The organism is Capsulimonas corticalis (assembly GCF_003574315.2).
Taxonomy (GTDB): domain Bacteria; phylum Armatimonadota; class Armatimonadia; order Armatimonadales; family Capsulimonadaceae; genus Capsulimonas; species Capsulimonas corticalis.
Genome location: NZ_AP025739.1, coordinates 4,100,665 through 4,119,733, shown reverse-complemented (window position 1 = coordinate 4,119,733; position 19,069 = coordinate 4,100,665). Strand labels below are relative to the sequence as shown.

Below are 19,069 nucleotides of genomic sequence, written 5' to 3'. Positions count from 1 at the left end.
TCTTTAATTCGAAGGCGTCCGCTCGCGCGGCTGGTGGCGTTCGCCGCCGCCGGTTCGTTCGTTGCCGCCATTGCTGTTCTCGCGGCTGCCGCCCTTGGAGGCGCCGCCGACGACTTCACCGATGGCGATGGAGCGGCGGACGTCCGTCAGGCGGACGCGGACGGTTTGGCCGGCGTACTTGGCGCCGTTGGCGAGGTCCACCTGGAAGGCGCGCTGCGGCAGGAGGTACGAGATCGCCCAGGGAGCGCGCTCGCCATGCGGATCGTCGCGGGAGACGACGCATTCGACAACCTGCCCCCGCCGCGGAACGGCGAGAGTCTGCTCGACTTTTTGGATCGACGTTTGATCGATGTCGTACTTCTCGACGTGGTGCCAGGACGGGCCGGAGCGGACATAGATCGAACGGCGCAGCTGGCGCTCCAGGATCTCCAGGTCTTCGCCCTGCGCGCCGACGAGGTGCGCGGCGACATCCGGGTGCGCGGTGACCACGAAGGCTTCGCTCTGGGTGGTGGCGGCCAGGCGGCGCAGTTCGCGCTCGACGCTCAGCGAGACGGTCTCGGCGCTGTCAACGCGGCCCAGGCCGTGGCAGTACGGGCAAATCTCGGTCATCGCCGTGTCGACGGTCTCGCCGGTGCGCTTGCGCGTCATCTCGATGAGGCCGAGGGCGGAGATGCTGGAAATCTTAGTGCGGGAGCGGTCGTCCTTCAGCGCCTTCACGAAGGCGTCCATGACGGTCTTCTTGTCCCGGGGACTGTCCATGTCGATAAAGTCCAGAATGATCATGCCGCCCAGGTCGCGCAGGCGCAGCTGGCGGGCGATCTCTTCCGTGGCTTCAAGATTGGTTTTCAAAATCGTATCGGCAAGGCCGGTGGTGCCGGTGAACTTGCCGCTGTTGACGTCGATGGAGACCAGCGCTTCGGTCTGATCGATGATCAGCGAGCCGCCGGACTTCAGCGGAACCTTGCGGCGCAGCAGGCGCTCGATGTCGTCCTCGATCTTAAAGAACTCGAAGATCGGCTTTTCGCCATCGTAAAGCTCGATCCGGTCCTGAAGATCGGGGGAGATGCGGGAGATAATTTCGTGCGCCTGAGCGTAGTCCGTCGGCGAATCGATGACCAGGCGGCCGATGTCCGAACCGAAGGCGTCGCGCAGGATTTTGTAGACCAGGCCCATGTCCTGATGGATCAGGGCGGGCGCCTGCGTCGTCTTGGACTTGGCCTGGACTTCGCGCCATGTCTCCGTGAGCATTAAGTAGTCCTGGCGCAGTTCGGCGGCGCCGCGTCCCTCGGCTTCCGTGCGCACGATGACGCCGAAGCCCGGTTCGCGGAAGCTCTGCACGATCTTTTTCAGACGGTCGCGCTCTTTGCTTTCGTCGATTTTGCGGGAGACGCCCAGGTTGTTAGCCTCGGGCATGAGGACGAGGAAGCGGCCGGGAAGGGAGACACGGGTGGAGACGCGGGAGCCTTTGGTGCCGCGCGGGCCTTTGACGACCTGCACGAGCAGCTGATCGCCGCGCTGAACCAAATCCTTGATATGAAGGTCGCGGCGGTCACGGCCACGGAAGCGTCCCCCGCCCTCTTCGTCGTCTTCGGGCAGAATGTCCGCGACGTAGAGAAACGCATTGCGCTCCAGACCGATCTCGACGAACGCGGCGTCCATGCCTTGCAGCACGTTATCCACTTTCGCCTTGTACAGGTTGCCGACAACACGCTGCTCGCGCTCCACATGGAGCTCCACGAGCAGCTTATCGTCGAGCACCGCGATCCGTGTCTCGCGGTGTCCGACGTTGACGATAATTTCTTTAGCCATCCAAAACTCTCTTAGTTAGTGAGAGCGCAGGCCTGTCAGCGAGCGCCAGAAGTGCTGGGCGCGTTCGCGAAAGTTATTCTGCGCGGGGGAAGGCGAGGGCTGGACGGGCGCGTCCGACCACGAGGTCGCGGCGCCCTCCACCACGATGGGGATCTCTCCCGGGCGCAAATAGCCCATTTTACGGGCTTCGCTCATCTCGCCTTCCGAAGTTTGCAAATAGGCGATGCGGCGGCGCAGGGCCGCATTCTCCGCATCAAGACTCTGGATCTGTCCGTTGGAATCCGCCAGCTGGCTGCTTTGGATGCTCGCCTCGCGGTACGGACGGATCGCCTTCGCCACCAGCGCCACCGCGGCGGCCATCAGCATTCCAATGAACACGGTGATCAGAGCGAGGCGCGCCCAAAGGCCCAGGATGCGGCGCGGACGCCTGCGTCCGGTGCGCTTGGCGCGGACCGTTGTTCCCTGCTCGTCACGATGTTTACTGCTGTGGCGGTCGATGGCGGTGTCCTCAGTCGGCGAACACGAATTCGACGCGGTCGGTTGTCCGATCCCGCGTCATTCCGGACGGAGCGGCTGCCCGATCCGATGGATTTTGATAAAGTTGGTGCTGCCCGTTCGTCCGACTGGCACGCCGCCGGAAAGGACGACGATGTCGCCGTCTTGAACGTAGCCCGACTTATTGGCGGCGTCGATGCAGATCTCAACCATGCTATCCGCATCGTCGGCCATATCCACCATGACCGGATGCACGCCCCAAATGAGAGCCAAACGCTGGAACGTCTCGGGACGGTTGGTCGCCGCGATGATCGGCGCGCGCGGGCGGTAGCGCGAAACGACCCGCGCGGTCCGCCCGCTGGCCGTCGCCGCAATGATCGCGGAGCAGTGCAGGTCCTGCGCGATGTCGCACAGCGCCTCGCCGACGGCTTCCGTGATGGAGATCCGGTCGGAGTTCGCCGCCGTTCCCTTTTCGTCCAGAATTTTGGCGTAATCGAGAGAAGCTTCCGTATGCGTGGCGATCTTCGCCATCATCCGGACGGTGTCGTAAGGATACTGTCCGACCGCCGTTTCGCCGGACAGCATAACGGCGTCGGTGCCGTCGAAAATCGCGTTGGCGACGTCCGTTGCTTCCGCGCGGGTCGGACGCGGGTTCCGGATCATCGAGTCCAGCATCTGCGTCGCCGTAATGACGGGCTTGCCGGCCTGGTTCGCCTTGCGAATCAGCATCTTCTGAAGCACGGGAACTTCGTCGATCGGCACTTCCACGCCCAGATCGCCGCGCGCCACCATGATGCCGTCCACGACTTCCAGGATCTCGTCGATACAGGTGATCGCTTCGTGCTTCTCGATTTTGGCGATGATGGGGATCTTGGCGCGGGCGGCGTCACAGACACCGCGCAGGACGGCGATGTCAGTGGGAGAGCGAACAAACGACGCGGCGACCCAGTCTACCTTCTGCTGAATGCCGAAGTGCAGGTCTTCCAGGTCCTTGTCGGTAACGGCCGCGATGGGCAGCGAGACGCCAGGAACGTTGACGCCCTTGTGCGAGGTCAGCAAACCGCTGACGACCACTTCGCAGATCAGCGCGTCGGAGCGCTTCGATTTGACACGCAGCTCAATCAAGCCGTCGTCCAGCATCAGATGCGTGCCCGGAAGCACCGTTTCGAAGATCTCGGGAACGGGAAGGTTGATCTTCTCTTCATCGCCCGGAACGTCTTCCATCGTCAGGATGATCTGGCTGCCCGCCTGCAAATACACGCCGTCGCCGGCGATCTTGCCCACGCGGACTTTGGGGCCGGAAAGGTCCTGAAGCAGGGAAAGCGGTCGGCCCATTTCCTGGGCAATGGAGCGAAGGGAGGAGATCACGGCGGCGTGCGCCTCGTGGCTACCGTGGGAGAAGTTGAGGCGGGCGACATCCATCCCCGCAATGATTAGCTGACGCAATGCATCGGGGCTGCTGGTCGCAGGCCCGATCGTGCAGACGATTTTTGTTCGGCGCATGTCGGTGAAAACTCTAAAATCTGTAAAGAGACGCCACGGGGCGACTCGATGACGGAAAAACGTCGGGAGCAGTGGTCCCGACGTAAAATCAGGGGATTCGCTCTCCTAGCGGTATTATAACCGGAAAAGCCGATTCCCGTCAACTCAATTGTTCGGAGAATAGCGCCGCTAGCGCGATCTGGTAGCCCATAGGGGATTTGAACCACCTGTTTCCACGCCGAGAAGCGTGACGTCCTGGGCCTGCCTAGACGAATGGGCCACATTGGGCTGACACGATTATACCCGCTATCCCCCGGCGAACCGTGGGATCAGCAGCGCGGCGATCGTATAGATATTCAGGCCGACCATCCCGGCCGCGGCGACAACATACGCCCCGCGCCGCGCCTGATCCTGCGACAGCAGGCCGCGCCATCCCGCCACAAAGAAGAGAGTCAGCGGGTAAACCGCCGGATACCAATACCGTCCCTGGCACTGGAAATAGGTCAAATTGAACTGCATGAAGGCGATCAGCGTGAACGCCGTCAGCGCCGCGCAGGCGCCCAGCATCGCCGTCGCCGCCCCGTCGCCCTTGACGGACTTCACGCCGCGCGCGAGGCCGATCACGGCCGCCAGACAAATCAGCGCCAGCACCGTATAGATCTCCGCCGGACCGCGTCCAAAGTTCGGGCCTTTCTTGTGTGGATCCAATCCCCAGAAGGCGCGCATCGAATCAAAGCCACCCCAGTAAGATGCAAACGCCCACTGGAACACAACGCGCAGGTAATCATTGAACCCGCCGAAGACACGCATCATGATATCGGCGGTCATGGTAAAGCGCGTGTCGTTGAACGCCGTTTGGAAGAGATGGGAGGCGATGGGGTCGCCGTAAAGCGCATTGTTGCGCATGAGCCAGGGCAGGGCGACCAGCACGCCGACGCCGCAGGAGATCACGACGGACACCAGCGCCTGCTGTCCCGTCAGCCGCTTCCCGTACGCCAGAAGCAGAAAGGCGAAGATCACCGTCGGAAACAGCGGCGCGGTCAGCGTCTTCGTCAGCACGCCCAGCCCCAGGACCAAACCGATCAGCGCCGCCTCTTGGTAGAGCAGCTTTGATTTGTCCGCGACATCCTCGGTCTGACTCCAGCGCGCCAGACGCGCGGTCAGGAAAAGCCCCACGCCAATCACGAGCATCGTCAGCGTGTCGTTCGTGACGGACGCGCTAATCGCCAGGAATCCGGGCAGCAGCGCGATAAACGCCGCCACCGCCAGCGCCGCCCCCGGCGCGCGCGGCAGGATCTCCCGCGTGCAAAAGAACGCAACCAATACGATCAAAGCGCCGATCACGATGGACACCAGCCGCATGGCCCGCGCCTGCGTCGCCGCGTCCGCCCCGCGCGTCGCGAGGTACGCCGGCGCCGCAAGAACGTAATACAGGGGCGGCTGATGGGCTTCGTAATCGGCGCCCCCGACTTTAAAGACCGGCAAATGCCCGCTCGCCAGCGTCTGCACGTAAGCGATATGCGCATTTTCATCGGCGTTGTGCTGCTCGGCCACCCCCGCCGGCGTCACCTGACTGTAGGCGACGGCCAGCACGACAAACAACGCCAGCACGCCAAAGAGCATCGCCCAGAGGCCCCGCGTCATGGAAAACGGCGCCGGGCCGTTGTGTTCGAGATCGATACTCATGATTTCGTCACCAAATATTCCCTTGGCGTAAATGACGCAACGCAAGGTCCCCAAATAATAAACGCAACGACGACGGCAAGCAAGAGTGGCCGGCAGTTGAAACCGCGCCTGCATGTATGCAGAAGTCCACCTGCGTGGACTACAAAATCGCCGGCGTGTCCGCCTCACGAAACGCCCCGCCCTCGGCGGTATCGGCAAGGACAATGCAGTCCGCACAGGCGGACTTCTGCGCGCTTGCAGGCGCGGTTTCAACCGCCGGCCGCTCTGTGATTACCAAGCGAACACATCAATGCACGACATCGCCAAGCTTTTGCGTCAAGATTTCGGCAGCGCAAACACCAAAACCCCGCGCTCCTGGAAGATGGGCTGCGACGAGCCTGCCGTCAGATCGTACACCCAGCCGCTCCAGCCGGGGCCGGGGCCAAGTCCAAAGAATTTCGGGTTGACCAGGACGTGGGTAATGCCCTGGCTTTCATACCAGCGCAATAAATCATCCTTGCTCTGGAATGTCGAATATGGGATGTAGGTGCTGTGGCCGGCTTCGCCCCACAGATAGGGACGGTCGCAGTAGTAGCCGAAGGGATTGCCGTAGAAGACGATTTTGGCGTTCGACGGCAGTTGCGTGTTGACGTATTGCAGCGCCGGATACGCGCCGAACCCCGAAGCGATGTATGCATCGTTCGAAACTTGCCCCAGCGCGACGGGCGCTTGCAGAGAAGCCAGGCGCACGCCGACAAATCCGGAGAAGCCGAATGAGAGCGCCGCCAAACCCGTCAGCGCCCAGCCAGTAACGGTTCGCTCCTCGCGCATCTGAACCAGCACCCAGGCGGCGATCAAGCACAGCACAGGGACCAATGGCAGCAAGTAACGCAGATATTGCGTAGTGGCGAACCAGAGGACAATGGACACGGCGGCGAACGCACCCAGGGCTTTGATGAGTCCCGGAGTCTGGCCTTTGCGAAACGCCGGGACAAAGAGAACGGCCAGCAGCAGTGGAGACAGCGCGACGAGCTCGCTCTGGAAATCGTTGAATGGCTTGTCGCCGAGCCCTTTGCCCAAAAACAGATATGAGAGCGGAGAATGGCCCGGCAGGGGGTACATGATCAGGTTGTACGGGGCCAGCAGCAGATCCAGCGCTTGGCGCCCTAAGCCGAAGTGGGCGTTGGCGGCGTCGTATGTCGCCGCGTTATCCGCGCTCCAGTACTTGCCTCCGAAGATCTTGTAGTAGAACGGATAGATCGGGTTGCCGGTATAGGCGATCGACTTCAAGAACCAGGGCGAGCCAACGGCCACGGCCGTCAGACCCCACTTCACGGCGCCGACCAGAGACTTTGGGACGCTCTCGCCGAGGCTCTTGTTGCGCCACGCCCAAACGGCGATGGCGAACAGCGCGAGCGTCGCCACGGCGGTCGCCTTCGCGCTCAGCGTCAGCCCCATCATCAAGGCGGCGATCGCCACCCAGCGCGTGTCTTTGCCAAGGATCCCGTTGGCGAGCGCCATCAATGTCAGCGTCACGAAGAAGGTCGCGGCGAGGTCCACGTACGCCGTTCCCGCCTCCCAAAAGACAATCGGAAGCGACGCGAACAGCGCCGCCGCCAGCGCGCCGACTTTGCCGCCCAAATGCCGCGCCCCAATGGCGTAGATCGTCAGGCTGGCTCCGATGGCGCATGTCAGGTGGAAAAGCTTTGCGAGCGGAACGCTGTGCGCCATCAAGCCCAGCGTGTACCACATCTCCGCCGTGAAGGCGAAGTTGGAGTGGTGCTCCCAGGGGATGAAGTAAATACGGTGCGCCGCCAAAAAGAGCTTGGGATCGGCGAGGTGGTAGGAAAGACTGTCCCACTCGGTATAACCGAGGCCCGGCAGCGTGTCGGACGGCGGGCCGTTCAGAAACAGCGTCGGCGGGCTGAAGTCTCCGATCAAGGAAACGACGCCAAACACGACAATCGCGACGATCATGCCCCAGAGATGCGCGGGCGGGTGGAAACACGTCGCCAGCCGCTCGCGCGCTTCCTGAAACATCGCCCGGTGGCGGCAGCCGCCGAGCGCCGCCAGCGCGACGACAATCGCGAGGCCCGCCGCCGGGTAAAGCGCGCCAGCGAGGCCGACCGCGAGCATCGCGTAGGCGAGCAAGCCAAGACCAATCGCGTAACCGATCAGATTCCGCTCCAGCACGGTCGGCTCGGAGGCAAACTTGACCTTTCGCGTCAGGTTCCGGCCGGCGGCGGTCAGGATCCAAATAATCGGCAAGATGAGAAGCGGCATCGCGATCCCGTCAACCTTTCAGCGGCAGCAGCCGCCCCGTCACCGACGAAACCTTGCCGTCGTCCAGCGTCATCGTCACATGGCCCAGATAGTGGCCGAACCATCCCGCCTGCACCACGGGGACCTCTCCCACCCGCTCCGGCTCCTCCAGAACGACGTGGGTATGCCCGCCGATCAACAAGTCCAGTTCGGGACAGGCGGCGGCCACGCGGCGATCTTCTTTCACACCGATATGCGTCAGGGCGATCAAGACATCGACGTCTGGCCGCAGACGCTCGATCTCGCGCCGGGCGACGGTTAGGGGATCGTCAAACAAAAACGCGCTGACGATGCGCGCCGCCATCTTTTCCGTGACCATGGGGACCGTGACGCCGAAGATCCCCACGCGCAGGCCATTGGGCAGCGTCTTCACGACCGACGGCGCGGTCGGCAGCGTTTCGCCCCGGTCTTCGCGCCATCGGATATTCGCGCACAGAATGGGAAACGCGGCGCGATTGATCTTCGTGCGCAGCAGCGTATCGGCGACGTGAAACTCGCGGTTGCCCATCGTCATGGCGTCATACCCCGTCTCGGACATCCGAACGAGGATGGGTTCGCCGCCGACGCGCACGCCGACATTGCCCGCCGAGATGGCGTCGCCGGCGTCGAGCAGCAGCACATTGTCCAGCTCGGCCTTATTGCGCGCGATAAACTGAGCCTGTTCATCCGTCAGGTGGTTGTGAAAATCGTTGGTGTGGAGGATGTGCAGGGTCTGTGTCATTGGGATGGCGTGGCGGCGTTCGCCGCCGAGGTCCGCAGGTATTGCGCGACGGCGTCGTCATAGCGTCCCTGGCGACGCAAAATTTCGTCAATCGCGTCGCGCACGGCGCCCGCGCCGCCGGCGCGCGGCGTAACATAATCCGCGCGCGCCAGCAGCAACGCGTCGGCGTTCGCGACGGCGATGCGCACGCCGGCGACATCGAACGCGGGTAAATCATTCAAATCGTCGCCGACATAGGCGATTTGCTCGGGCATAAGATTGTGTTCGCGCATCAACGCGCGCATCTTCGCGGCCTTATCCCCCGCGCCTTGAACGATCTGCGTAACCTTAAGCTCCGCCATGCGGCGCGCGACCGCCGTGCTGCTCCGCCCCGACAGAATGGCGATCCGCAAGCCCATCGACTGCGCCATCACGATCCCCAGACCGTCGGCCACATGGAACGCCTTCGTCTCGCCGCCTTTGTCATCGTAGATAATTTTGCCATCCGTCAATGTGCCGTCCACATCGAGCACGATCCAGGTCACATCTTTCATACACTCGCCTGCCCCCGGATATAAAATCCGGGTCTGGGAAGTCGCTTCGCGACTAATTGTCCGTGCCGGACAAACAAATTAGCATTTCGACAACAGCCTATTTTGTCCGTCCGGCACGGACGGTTAGGCGAAGCCTTCCCAGATCCGGATTTTATATCCGGGGCAAACGCCACATCTTTCATTCCAGCACGATCCCCGCTTTGACCAGATCTTTGAGCATCAGCATTCCGACCGGGCGGCCTTCGGCGTCCACGACGGGCGCTTCGCCGGCCTTGCTGCCGGGATCGGGGTGGAAGTCGTCAAGACGCTGCAAGCCCTCAATCGCGAGGATGTCCGAAGCCACGGTTCCGGGCTTGCGGTTCATGACGGAAAACACGGAGCGCTGGAGGAGATCCTGACCGTCCAGCAAGTGGCGGCGGATATCGCCGTCGGTCACGAGGCCCGTGAGACGCCCATCGCCGTCGACCACGATGGCGGCGCCGGCGTGCGCGTTCGTGATCGCGAAGACCGCGTCGAACATCACGGCGTCCTGGGAAACGATGGCGAGGTTTTCGCCCGTGCGCATCACGTCGGCCACGCGCAGGGTCAGCCGGCGTCCGAGCGAGCCGGCGGGGTGCAGGCGGGCGTAGTCTTCGGCGTCGAATCCGCGCGCGCCCATCACGGTCAGCGCCAGCGCGTCGCCCATCGCGATCATCGCCGTCGTGCTGGTGGTCGGGGCCAGGTTCATGGGACACGCCTCCTGACCGATCGCGACGTCCAGCACCACGGCGCTGCTCTGCGCGAGAGTCGAACGCTTGTTGGAAGTCAGGGCGACGATGGGAACGTTGAGCCGGTTGATGGTGGGAAGAATGGCGCGAATCTCGTCGGTCTCGCCGCTATAGGAGAGAGCGATCACCACATCGGCGGGGGCCAGCATCCCGAGATCGCCATGCACCGCCTCAGCGGGATGCAAAAACAGCGCGGGCGTTCCCGTGCTCGCCAGTGTCCCGGCAAGCTTGTGGCCGACGGCGCCGCTCTTGCCCATCCCCGTCACGACAACGCGGCCCTTCGCCTCCAAAAGAAGCGTCACCGCCGCCGCCCAGGATTGCGAATCCAGGCGCGCGGCGAGCGAACGGAGCGCCTGCGCTTCCTCTTCCAGCACGCGGCGGCCTTCGCCTAGCCACTGATCACGGTCAACACTGTCCATAGGGAGACATTATACAGAATAATGCGGGAGATTTGCAAGAAGCGAGGAGGCGGAGGCTCTATTCCCTACTCCCGCAGCCACGGCGGCTGGGGGCGGGTTCGGGCTTGTTCGATGACGATCGTGGTGCCGGTGGGGCCGGTGTTGAGAAATACGCGGTCGACAGTTTCGAGGATCAGCCAGAAGCCGTGGCCCATGGTGCCGGCGGTCGTGTAGCCGCGTTCGAGCGTGGCGCGGGAGATGTTTTCGATGGCGATCCCGCGTCCGTGGTCGCGGATCCAGACCTGGACGGATCCTCGGGGATCCAGATAGACCTGCCCTTCGCCGTTTCGGCCATGAACCACCGCGTTCATCGCCGCTTCGCTGGCGGCGGTCACGAGGTCCTGCCAGCGAAGGTCGGGAAGTCCCGCCTGCGTGGCCGCCTTCCGGGCGCAGTCGCGCAAATCTCGAATGGCGCCGTGCGGCGACAGGGAGACATGACCGATGGGGACGGACAGCGGCTCCGGAAATTCCTCTTCCGACTGGCATAGCGTCAGACGGCCTTCGGTGACGCTGAGCAGCACGTCCCGCAGGAATCCAAACTGAAGCTGCGCCATGTCCATCAAGTGCTTTTGTTCGAGATCCCGCTGGAGCTCGCGCAGAAGACGCTCGCCGTCGCGCAGATCGCGCTGGCGCAGCAGATCGGCCTGCATTTTGACCTGTTCGGTCTTTTCGTAGAGCTCCATAAAGATACGAACTTTGGAGCGCAGAATCTCCGGGTGGAAGGGCTTAGCGATGTAATCCACGGCGCCGGCGGTGTAGCCCTGGAAGACATCTTGCTCCTGTGTGCTGAGCGCCGTAAGGAAGATGATCGGGATATAACGCGATTTTTCACGCTCTTTGATTCGCGCCGCCGTTTCAAAGCCGTCCATGCCCGGCATCTGGACATCGAGCAGGATGAGCGCGTAGTCGTCCAGCAGCAGACGTTTAAGAGCCTCGACGCCGCTTCGGGCGCGCACAAGCTCCTGCCCCAGCGGCTCCAAAGTCGCCTCCAGGGCGAGCAGGTTTTCCGCGCGATCGTCTACTATCAGGATTTTTGCGAGATGCGACATTGTTCTTGATTCTAACTGTTTCCGCACGGATCTTAACTCGCGTCCCAAACCGCAACGCGTCGCGCCAGCAGCAGGCAGGCGTCGTCTTGCAGCCTGCCGCCCGCGAAATCGCGCGCCGCGCAAAGCAATTGCTCCCCGATCTCCTCCACGGCGACCGACGAGGCGCCGGCCGCCGCCACCTGGCAGACGCGATCGTAACCGAAAAGATCGTATCCCTGCCGCGCCTCCGTCACTCCGTCCGTAAACGCGATGATGGTTTCGCCGACGGCGATCTTGGTTTTCATTACGGCGTATGTGGCGTCGGCCTGGATTCCCAGCGGAAAGCCCCGGGCCTCCAGCACGCGAACGCTCCCATCGGCGCTCAGCACCAGCGGCGGCTCCATGCCGCCGCTGATCACATCGGCCGCGCCGGTCTGCAAATGGAGCACGACCAGCGTGACACAGGTGAAGGCGGCGACGCCGTTCCGGTCGGCATCCTCCGAGCCGCACAGCATCGCGTTCACATGCTGCAACGCCTGGGCCGGATTGCGCGTGTGCTTGAGAAACGCGCGCAGCGTAAACTTGACTTCCGCCGTGCGCGCGGCGGCCTGGAGGCCCTTGCCGCTGACATCGCCAACGATCATCGCGATCTTCTGGTCGCCGATTTTGAACACGTCGAAGAAGTCGCCGCCCAGATGCGCTTCATGGGACGCCGCCTGATAAAGCGTGGAAATCTGAAGCCCGGGATACAGATCCTTGGGCGGCGACATCAGCATCGCGTTTTGCAGGACCTCCGCGATGCGCCGGTCGCGCAGATATTCGGCGTGCAGTTCCGCCTCGCGCAGCTGCTGGCGGCGCAGCTGATCGGCCTGCTCCCGCACTTCTTGGTTCTTCTCGAAGAGATCGACAAAAACTCGGACTTTGGAGATCAGGATATCGGGGTTGAGCGGCTTGGCCATGTAATCCACGGCGCCGACCGAGTATCCCTGGAAGACATGGCGATCCTCAAAGCTGAGCGCCGTGATAAAGATGATCGGAATGTGCCGGGAGCGCTCGCGCTGCTTGATCAGCGACGCCGCTTCAAACCCGTCCATCTCCGGCATCTGGACATCCAGCAGGATCACCGCGAAATCATCCGTCAGCAGATGCTTAAGCGCCTCCACCCCGGAACTGGCCTTGACGAGATGGAACCCTTGCGGCTCCAGAATCGCCTCCAGTGCGATGAGGTTCTCGGGCCGATCGTCGACCACGAGAACCTTCGCCTGTGCGCGTTCATACATCATTTCCCCGCCTTACGCCTGCGCCTTGCCGAGCAGTTCTCGCAGCATGACGAGAAGCTGCTCGATATCGACAGGCTTGGTAATATAATCCGACGCGCCGGCGTTCAGGCACTTCGCGCGATCGCCTTCCATGGCCTTGGCGGTCAGGGCGACGATCGGGAGGTCATGGAACTGCTCCATGGCCCGGATCGCCTGCGTCGTCTGGTAACCGTCCATCTCCGGCATCATGATATCCATGAACACCAGTTCGATGGAGGGATCGCTTTGCAGGATATCGATTCCTTCCTTGCCGCTTTCGGCGAAGGCGACGCTCATTCCGTAGGTCTCCAGCATGCTGGTCAGCGCAAAGATATTACGATAATCGTCGTCGACAATCAGCACTTTCCGGCCATTCAGATCCACGGTCGGCGCCGCGCCCTTCTTGCCGCGGCCGGCTTTCACGGGCCGAGCCGGCGGTTTGGGAGCCGTCTCTACTTTAGGCGATCCGCCGCGGCCGTTTGGTTCCGCGTGCGGCGTACGTATGAGAGACTCGGTCACGGGGTGCAATTGTTCCACGACCCGGCGCGTGCTGTCCGGAAGGTTCGCGACGACCCGGTGCAGGAAGAGCGCGGTTTCGTCCAGCAGCCGATCGGAGGATCGCGCGTCCTTCGTGATGATGCTGACGGCGTACTTCTTGAGCTGCGCTTCTTCCTGACGAGAAAGATCCTTGCTCGTGTAGATGATTATCGGCAGATCGAGGTAGTTTGATTGCTGTTTAATTTGCTTGAGCAGATCCAGGCCGCTCATCCCGGGAAGACTGAGATCCAGCACGACGCAGTCGTACTGATTTTTCCCAAGCTCAGTCAGCGCCGCCTCGGCGCTGTCCACCGCCACAACATGCACGTCGCCGCCGCTGCTGATCAACTCGATGATGCTGTTGCGCTGGACGATATCGTCCTCCACGATCAGTAGCTCGCGGATATCGCGCTCGATGAAGTTGGTCATGTGCGCGAAGGCGCCGGCGAGCGCCTCGCCGCTGACTGGCTTCTCCAGATAGGAGATGGCGCCCAGCGCCGTCCCCTGTTGCCGGTCCATGACGCTAACGACCTGCACGGGAATATGGCGCGTCGCCGGGTTGCGCTTGAGCCGGTCGAGAACCGCCCAGCCGTCGATCCCTCCGAGTTTAAGATCGAGCGTAATGGCGTCCGGCTTGCGCTCGTTCGCGAGATCCAGGCCCGTTTCGCCGTCCAGAGCGACCAATCCCTTGAAGCCTTGCTGACGCGCGACTTCGAGAAGGATGCCGGCGAAGTTGAGGTCGTCTTCGATAATCAGCACCACGCGGTCGCCGGACAGGATCGCATTGCGGTCGTCAACGATCTCGGTCTGGCGAACGATCGGCGTCATGGAGTACGACGGATCGGGCGCGCGGCGGGAGGACAGATCCAGGTTGCGCGACGGCGCCTCCACGATGGACGAGGCTTCTTCAATGGCGTCCGCCAGCTTGTCCGAAATCTCCAGCGGCAGATACAGCGTGAAGACGCTGCCCTGGCCGGGTTCGCTCTTGATGGCGATCCGCCCGCCGAGCAGTTCCGAGATCACGCGGCTGATGGACAGTCCGAGGCCGGTGCCGCCGTACTTGCGGCTCGTGGTGCCGTCGGCCTGCTGGAACGCCTCGAAGATCAGATTGTGCTTGTCCCGCGAGATGCCGATGCCGGTGTCCACGACGGAGAACGCCACCAACTGGTCGGCGGGGACAATGGCTCCAGTCGCATCGACAATGCTCTGCTGGGCCGCGCCGATGTTGAGATCGACATATCCGTTTTCCGTAAACTTGATCGCGTTGCCGAGCAGGTTGCGCAGCACTTGCTGCAAGCGCTGCACGTCCGTGCGGATCGTCGGCGGCGCCTTGGGATCGACACGGACATGGAAGCCCAATCCCTTTTCGTCGGCGAGATGCGCGAAGGTGCGCTCGACATAATCCCCCACCTGCGTCAGCGAGACATTGGTGAGATCGATCTCCATCTTTCCAGCCTCAACCTTGGAAAGGTCGAGGATCTCATTGATCAGGGTCAGCAGGTCTCCGCCGGAGGCGTAGATGGTTTTTGCGAACTCGGTCTGTTTCGCGGTGAGATTGCCTTCGGTATTGTCCGAAAGCAGCTTCGCCAGGATCAGCATGGAGTTGAGCGGAGTGCGGAGCTCGTGCGACATATTCGCGAGGAATTCGGACTTGTATTTGGAGCTGAGCGCCAGCTGTTCGGCTTTTTCCTCCAGCGCCGCCCGGGCAAGCTCGACTTCGCGGTTCTTGAGCTCGACCTTGTTGTTCTGCTCGGCGAGCAGCGAGGCTTTGTCCTCCAGCTCTTTGGCCTGCGCCTCCAGTTCGGAGTTGGAGCGCTTGAGCTGGTCCTGCTGGCTTTGCAGTTCCTTGGACTGGCTTTGCAGCTCCTGCGTGAGCGACTGGGATTGCTCCAGCAGTTCCTCGGTGCGCATGTTCGCCGTAATCATATTGAGAACGACGCCGATGCTTTCCATCAGCTGATCCAGGAACGTCACGTGGATCTCGCTGAAGACCTGGAAGCTCGCCAGCTCAATCACCGCCATGATCTCGCCCTCAAAGAGAACGGGAAGGACGATGATCGTCAGCGGCGGCGCTTCGCCCAGGCCGGAGCTGATCTGGATGTAGTCGCTCGGCACGCGCGTCAGGATGATGCTCTTGCGTTCGAGGGCGCACTGCCCGACCAGCCCCTCGCCCGGACGGAAGACGCTGGCGACATGCTTGCGCTCGCGATAGGCGTAACTGCTCATGAGTTTGAGCAGTGGATCGTGGCCGGCGTTGTCGTTGATATAGAAGACGCCGTGGTTCGCGGAGACGAGCGGGGTCAGTTCGGACATGATCAGGCGGGACACCGATTCGAGGTTCTTTTGTCCCTGCATCATGCGCGAGAAGCGCGCCAGGTTGGTTTTCAGCCAGTCCTGATCGGTGTTCTTCTGGGTCGTATCCTTCAGGTTGGCGATCATCTGGTTGATGTTGTCTTTGAGCTTGAGGATCTCTCCCTCGGCTTCGACGGTAATCGTCCGCGTCAGGTCGCCGTTGGCGACGGCGGTGGCGACTTCGGAGATCGCGCGCACCTGGTCGGTCAGAATGTTCGCCATGAAGTTTACATTGTCGGTCAGGTCCTTCCAGGTGCCGGCGACGTTGGGAACCTTCGCCTGCCCTCCCAGCTTCCCTTCCGTTCCGACTTCGCGCGCCACCGTGGTAACCTGCTCGGCGAAGATGCCCAGCGTATCGGTCATGCTGTTGATCGTGTCGGCGAGCGCCGCGATCTCGCCCTTGGCGTCCACGCGCAGTTTCTGGGTCAGGTCGCCGTCGGCGACGGCGGTGACGACCTTGGCGATGCCTCGGACCTGGGTCGTCAGGTTGGAGGCCATGAAGTTAACGTTGTCGGTCAGGTCTTTCCAGGTGCCGGCGACGTTAGGAACCTTCGCCTGGCCGCCCAAAATCCCCTCGGTGCCGACTTCGCGCGCCACCGTGGTAACCTGCTCGGCGAAGATGCCCAGCGTATCGGTCATGCTGTTGATCGTGTCGGCGAGCGCCGCGACTTCGCCCTTCGCTTCGACCTGCAATTTCTGGTTGAGGTCTCCGTTGGCGACGGCGGTGACGACGCGGGCGATGCCTCGGACCTGGGTCGTCAGGTTGGAGGCCATGAAGTTAACGTTGTCGGTCAGGTCCTTCCAGGTTCCGGAAACACCCTTGACTTCCGCCTGTCCGCCCAGCTTTCCTTCGGTGCCGACTTCACGCGCAACACGCGTTACTTCGGCGGCAAAGGAGTTGAGCTGATCGACCATGACGTTGATCGTGTTTTTGAGCTCTAGGATCTCGCCTTTGACATCGACCGTGATCTTCTGAGAAAGGTCGCCGTTGGCGACGGCGGTAGTAACCAAGGCGATGTTTCGCACCTGCGCGGTCAAGTTCCCCGCAAGGCCGTTCACATTATCCGTCAGATCCTTCCAGGTGCCGGAGATGCCTTTGACTTCCGCCTGGCCTCCGAGCTTTCCTTCGGTGCCGACTTCGCGCGCAACGCGCGTTACTTCAGCGGCGAAGGAGTTGAGCTGATCGACCATGACGTTGATCGTGTTCTTCAGTTCGAGAATTTCACCCTTGGCGTCAACCGTGATCTTCTGGGACAAGTCGCCGTTGGCGACGGCAGTAGTCACCAAGGCGATATTTCGCACCTGAGCGGTCAAGTTCCCCGCGAGGCCGTTCACGTTATCCGTCAGGTCTTTCCAGGTTCCCGAGACGCCCCGGACTTCGGCCTGGCCCCCGAGCTTTCCTTCGGTGCCGACTTCGCGGGCAACGCGCGTTACTTCAGCGGCAAAGGAGTTGAGCTGATCGACCATGACGTTGATCGTGTTTTTCAGCTCCTGGATTTCGCCCTTGGCGTCGACGGTGATCTTTTGAGACAAGTCGCCGTTCGCAACGGCGGTGGTGACAAGGGCGATGTTTCGCACCTGGTTGGTCAGGTTACCCGCGAGGCCGTTGACGTTGTCGGTGAGGTCCTTCCAGGTTCCGGAAACGCCCTTGACTTCGGCCTGGCCTCCGAGCTTCCCTTCGGTGCCGACTTCGCGGGCGACGCGAGTTACTTCTGCGGCAAAGGAGTTGAGCTGATCGACCATGACGTTGATCGTGTCTTTGAGCTCTAAGATTTCACCCTTGGCGTCAACCGTGATCTTCTGGGACAAGTCGCCGTTGGCGACGGCGGTGGTGACCAACGCGATATTACGCACCTGGGATGTCAGGTTGGAGGCCATGTAGTTAACGTTGTCGGTCAGGTCCTTCCAGGTGCCCGCAACGCCGGGGACGTCGGCCTGGCCTCCGAGCTTTCCTTCGGTGCCGACTTCGCGCGCCACCGTGGTGACCTGCTCGGCGAAGATGCCCAGCGTATCGGTCATGCTGTTGATCGTGTCGGCGAGCGCCGCGACTTCGCCCTTCGCTTCGACGACGAGCTTTTGATCGAGATCGCCGTTGGCGACGGCGGTGACGACCTTGGCGATGCCTCGGACCTGGGTCGTCAGGTTGGAGGCCATGTAGTTAACGTTGTCGGTCAGGTCCTTCCAGGTGCCCGCGACCGCCGGCACTTTCGCCTGACCGCCCAGAATGCCCTCGGTGCCGACTTCCTTCGCCACGCGGGTGACTTCGCCGGCGAACGTTCCCAAACTGTCGACCATCTGGTTGATGACGTTCTTGATTTGCAGCAGCTCGCCTTTGACGTCCACCGTGATCTTCTGGGTCAGGTCGCCGTTCGCGATGGCGGTTGAGACTTTGGAAACGTCGCGCAGCTGGACGGTCAGGTTACCGGCAAGTAGGTTGACGTTATCGGTCAGGTCCTTCCAGGTTCCGGAAACGCCCTTGACTTCGGCCTGGCCTCCGAGCTTCCCTTCGGTGCCGACTTCGCGGGCAACGCGGGTAACCTCAGCGGCGAAGGAGTTGAGCTGATCGACCATGACGTTGATCGTGTTTTTGAGCTCCAAGATTTCGCCGCGCGCATCGACCGTGATCTTCTGAGAAAGGTCGCCGTTAGCAACGGCAGTCGTAACCAAGGCGATGTTTCGCACCTGATCCGTCAGGTTGCCGGCAAGGCTGTTGACGTTGTCGGTCAGGTCCTTCCAGGTTCCGGAAACGCCCTTGACTTCCGCCTGGCCTCCGAGCTTCCCTTCGGTGCCGACTTCGCGGGCGACGCGAGTTACTTCTGCAGCAAAGGAGTTGAGCTGATCGACCATGACGTTGATCGTGTCTTTGAGTTCTAAGATTTCACCCTTGGCGTCAACCGTGATCTTCTGAGAAAGGTCGCCATTCGCGACGGCCGTTGTCACAAGAGCAATATTACGCACCTGGTTGGTCAGGTTACCCGCGAGGCCGTTGACGTTGTCGGTCAGGTCCTTCCAGGTTCCGGAAACACCCTTGACTTCCGCCTGGCCTCCGAGCTTCCCTTCGGTGCCGACTTCGCGGGCAACGCGAGTAACCTCAGCGGCGAAGGAGCTGAGCTGATCGACCATCGTGTTGACCGTGGCGCCTATTCGGAGGAACTCGCCCTTGACCGGGGTGCCTTCGATCTCCAGCGCCATTTTCTGCGTCAGATCGCCGTCGGCGACGGCGGTGATGACGCGGGCGACTTCCGTGGTCGGACGCGCGAGGTCCTCGATCAAAACGTTGATGCTATCGACGCTCTCGGCCCAGGAGCCCGCCGCGCCGGTCAGCTCCGCCCGCTCGGTCATGCGTCCCTCACGGCCGACGATACGGCCGACACGCACAATCTCCTGCGCCATCTTTTCGTTGATGGCGACACAGTCGTTAAAGGCGGCGGAGAGCTCACCTAAAATTCCATTGTCGCTGCTGGGTAATCGGACGGAAAAATCGCCTGCTTTCGCGGCGCGAAGCGCCTCAAGCACAGGCCGAAGTTCATCGGCGGTGTAGATCGGCTCTAATTCGCCGGCGGCGGACTTAACGGGCATCGAGGAAGCACTCCTTGAAAGAA

General features: G+C 62.0%; 11 protein-coding genes, 1 tRNA gene and 2 pseudogenes. All 14 read right to left on the bottom strand.

Annotated features, from left to right (window positions below; all coding sequences use genetic code 11):
* Nucleotides 1-3: 3 nt before the first annotated feature.
* The 14 genes and pseudogenes from D5261_RS17640 to D5261_RS17580 all read right to left on the bottom strand — a co-directional run bounded on the left by D5261_RS17640 (nucleotide 4) and on the right by D5261_RS17580 (nucleotide 19,046).
* The gene (locus D5261_RS17640; RefSeq protein ID WP_119322290.1) at nucleotides 4-1,809 is read right to left on the bottom strand and encodes an Rne/Rng family ribonuclease; all 1,806 of its coding nucleotides are present in this window, start codon (nucleotides 1,807-1,809) and stop codon (nucleotides 4-6) included.
* A gap of 15 nt (nucleotides 1,810-1,824) precedes the next feature.
* Entirely contained in the window at nucleotides 1,825-2,169 is a 345-nt protein-coding gene (locus tag D5261_RS17635) for an FtsB family cell division protein (protein WP_301002051.1), read from the bottom strand.
* A gap of 195 nt (nucleotides 2,170-2,364) precedes the next feature.
* Nucleotides 2,365-3,807, bottom strand: a complete 1,443-nt coding sequence (gene pyk, locus D5261_RS17630) for a pyruvate kinase (protein ID WP_119322292.1) — start codon at nucleotides 3,805-3,807, stop codon at nucleotides 2,365-2,367.
* 179 nt (nucleotides 3,808-3,986) lie between these two features.
* Nucleotides 3,987-4,066, bottom strand: a tRNA-Arg gene (locus D5261_RS17625).
* A gap of 26 nt (nucleotides 4,067-4,092) precedes the next feature.
* A complete protein-coding gene (locus D5261_RS17620) occupies nucleotides 4,093-5,472 on the bottom strand; it encodes a glycosyltransferase family 39 protein (RefSeq protein ID WP_165864311.1) in 1,380 nt (459 codons plus the stop codon).
* Nucleotides 5,473-5,611: 139 nt separating this feature from the next.
* The gene (locus tag D5261_RS17615; RefSeq protein WP_165864312.1) at nucleotides 5,612-5,749 is read right to left on the bottom strand and encodes a hypothetical protein; all 138 of its coding nucleotides are present in this window, start codon (nucleotides 5,747-5,749) and stop codon (nucleotides 5,612-5,614) included.
* A 38-nt stretch (nucleotides 5,750-5,787) separates the two neighbouring features.
* Nucleotides 5,788-7,734 carry an ArnT family glycosyltransferase gene (locus tag D5261_RS17610; protein ID WP_119322294.1) on the bottom strand — a complete coding sequence of 649 codons (1,947 nt, stop codon included), beginning with the start codon at nucleotides 7,732-7,734 and terminating at the stop codon, nucleotides 5,788-5,790.
* Between the two features lie 10 nt (nucleotides 7,735-7,744).
* Entirely contained in the window at nucleotides 7,745-8,494 is a 750-nt protein-coding gene (locus D5261_RS17605; RefSeq protein ID WP_119322295.1) for a bifunctional metallophosphatase/5'-nucleotidase, read from the bottom strand.
* Nucleotides 8,491-9,027, bottom strand: coding sequence for a KdsC family phosphatase (locus D5261_RS17600; protein ID WP_119322296.1), 537 nt, complete (start codon nucleotides 9,025-9,027; stop codon nucleotides 8,491-8,493). The genes D5261_RS17605 and D5261_RS17600 overlap by 4 nt, the downstream gene beginning before the upstream one ends.
* 178 nt (nucleotides 9,028-9,205) lie before the next feature.
* Nucleotides 9,206-10,213 (bottom strand): KpsF/GutQ family sugar-phosphate isomerase, encoded by a 1,008-nt coding sequence (locus D5261_RS17595; RefSeq protein WP_119322297.1) that lies wholly within the window; start codon nucleotides 10,211-10,213, stop codon nucleotides 9,206-9,208.
* A 65-nt stretch (nucleotides 10,214-10,278) separates the two neighbouring features.
* Nucleotides 10,279-10,653, bottom strand: a pseudogene (locus D5261_RS33470) (ATP-binding protein); the annotation flags it as partial.
* A gap of 222 nt (nucleotides 10,654-10,875) precedes the next feature.
* A pseudogene (locus D5261_RS33465) lies at nucleotides 10,876-11,301 on the bottom strand (response regulator); the annotation flags it as partial.
* A gap of 32 nt (nucleotides 11,302-11,333) precedes the next feature.
* The gene (locus tag D5261_RS17585) at nucleotides 11,334-12,563 is read right to left on the bottom strand and encodes a PP2C family protein-serine/threonine phosphatase (protein WP_125206060.1); all 1,230 of its coding nucleotides are present in this window, start codon (nucleotides 12,561-12,563) and stop codon (nucleotides 11,334-11,336) included.
* 9 nt (nucleotides 12,564-12,572) lie between these two features.
* Nucleotides 12,573-19,046, bottom strand: a complete 6,474-nt coding sequence (locus D5261_RS17580; protein ID WP_218025637.1) for a HAMP domain-containing protein — start codon at nucleotides 19,044-19,046, stop codon at nucleotides 12,573-12,575.
* Between the last annotated feature and the right edge of the window lie 23 nt (nucleotides 19,047-19,069).